Source organism: Aerococcus sp. L_32, assembly GCF_050689315.1.
Genome location: NZ_JBOEQF010000296.1, coordinates 1 through 2,437 on the forward strand (window position 1 = coordinate 1; position 2,437 = coordinate 2,437).

At 41.3% G+C, this 2,437-nt stretch carries 2 protein-coding genes; both read left to right on the plus strand.

The window, feature by feature from the left end; genetic code table 11:
- On the plus strand, positions 1 to 1,963 hold a 1,963-nt coding region (locus ACRCJ0_RS12000; protein ID WP_431390563.1), incomplete at its 5' end, for a transglycosylase domain-containing protein.
- A 168-nt stretch (positions 1,964 to 2,131) separates the two neighbouring features.
- Positions 2,132 to 2,437, plus strand: a 306-nt coding sequence (locus ACRCJ0_RS12005; protein ID WP_431390564.1) for a YlbF family regulator, incomplete at its 3' end; no start/stop codon positions are given.

Below are 2,437 nucleotides of genomic sequence, written 5' to 3' on the forward strand. Positions count from 1 at the left end.
ACTTGGATTTGTCTTGGAATCCTATTTACTAATAGGGGCCAAAACGACTGATGTGAGTGACTTGCCGGCAAAACTACAAGTGACAACGGAGTTTTACGACCAAGACGGCGAGTATGCTGGTGAAATTTCCAATGATGCCGGTACCTATGTTGAATTGGCAGATATATCGACCAATATTCAAAATGCGGTCATTTCAACAGAGGATAAACGATTTTATGACCACCAGGGATTTGATCCTATTGGGATTGCCCGTGCGGCTTTTGGTTATTTAACAAGTGGACAAATTGTCGGAGGTGGGTCAACCATTACCCAGCAATTAGTGAAGAATGCTTTTTTGGACAATGACCAGTCCCTAATGCGTAAGTTAAAAGAGTTGTTCTTGGCTTTTGAAATCGAGAAGAATTATACAAAAGATGAAATTTTAGAAATGTATTTAAATAATGCCTACTTCGGTAACGGTGCTTATGGGGTAGAGGATGCTAGCTTGAAATACTTTGGGGTGTCAGCATCAGAGGTGACTGTTGATAATGCAGCGGTCATTGCCGGTGCCTTGAAAGGACCAACCCTGTATAACCCAGTGGATGATTATGATGCGACGGTGGAACGTCGTAATACCATTTTACAATTAATGGCCGATAATGAATTCATCACACAAGAGGAAGTCGATGCCGCGATCAATACAGAATTGGTGCAAATGAACAATGATACCTCTAGCGATACCTATGCTTATCCTTATTACTTCGATGCGGTAATCAATGAGGCAATCGATAAATACGGCTTATCTGAAGAAGATATTATGAACGGTAATTACAAGATTTATACCAACTTAAATCAAACTTACCAAACTGAACTAGAGGCTTCATATGAGAATACATCGCTATTCCCAACGTCGCCATCTGGTGAATTGGCCCAATCAGCGTCCGTTGTGATGGACCCAGCAACTGGTGGGGTAATGGCCTCAGTCGGTGGTACCGGTGACTATTCATTTAGGGGCTTTAACCGGGCGACACAAATTTCAAGAAGCCCAGCCTCAACCATCAAACCATTATTGGTTTATGCCCTAGCCTTGGAAAAGGGCTACACTGCTCAATCTGTCATCTTGGATGAAGAACTGTCATACGGAACAGATAACTATACGCCTGAAAACTGGAACTTTGAATCTGTGGGGGAAATCCTACTATGGGATGCCGTGGCTAAGTCGAAAAATACGTCAGCTGTTTGGTTGATGAATGAACTTGGTGTGAATGCGGCCGTATCCAAATTAGATGACTTTGGCATTCCCTATAACGAAGCCGATAAAAACTTAGGATTAGCCCTGGGTGCTTTCGATGATGGCGGGGTATCGCCACTGCAAATGGCCTCTGCCTATTCTGCTTTCGCTAACGGTGGGGTGCGTTCTGAAGGTCAATATATTACCCGAATTGAAGACCAACAAGGAAATATAGTTGTTGAAGAACAAGAACCGGTTCAAAACCAAGCAGTATCAGAAGAAGTAGCAGACGAGATGACTTCTATTCTAATGTCTGTTTACGATGAAGGTGGTACTGGTTCGACTATGGAACCTGAAGGATACGAGATCGCTGGTAAGACAGGTTCAGCTGAATCTGCAAACTTCTCTTCAGGAAACAAAGATGAATGGGATATTGCTTATACACCAGATGTGGTCATTGCCACATGGTTTGGATTTGATGATACCGATGAAGATACTTACTTATGGTATCAGTCAGAAGGGTCATCTAAATTGGCCTTCTCAGACATCCTAGAGGGTATCTTGAATGCCAGCCCAGGTACTGAACTTACGGTGCAATCAGCTTATGATGAGTACAACCAAATTCAATCTGAAGAAGCTGCAGCATCTGAAGAATCATCGTCTGAGGAATCAACTTCTGACAGTGAATCAACAGGGGGATCAGTCTTTGATTCTGTACAAGAATTCTTCCAAGGATTATTTGGCGGACAATAGGCCACCCCTTTTGACTTTCAATGATTCTGAAAGAATGTTATATTGGAAAATGTAGTTGAAAAGAGGCAGTGCAACATCAAGTCGCCTGACGCTCGATTTGATAACTATTGTTAAATAGTAACTAAGGACGTGACTCAGCTGTCACATATCTAAGAACATTTTTGAGGAGTGAACATTTTGTCAAATATTTACGATACAATTAACCAATTAGAACGCGACGTTCGTGAAGAAGCAGCTTACAAAGATTTAGTAGCAGCTGTTGAAGCATTAAAAAATGACCAAGAAGCATTCGATATCTACACTGAATTCCGTGCATTACAATCAAGCTTCCAATTCAAAGCCCAATTAGGGCAAGAAATTACTGAAGAAGATGAAAAAAATGCCAACGAATTACAAGAAAAATTAGCGAACAACGAAGTAATTTCTAACTTGATGGATAAAGAACGTGCTTTAAACACTTTAGTTGAAGACATT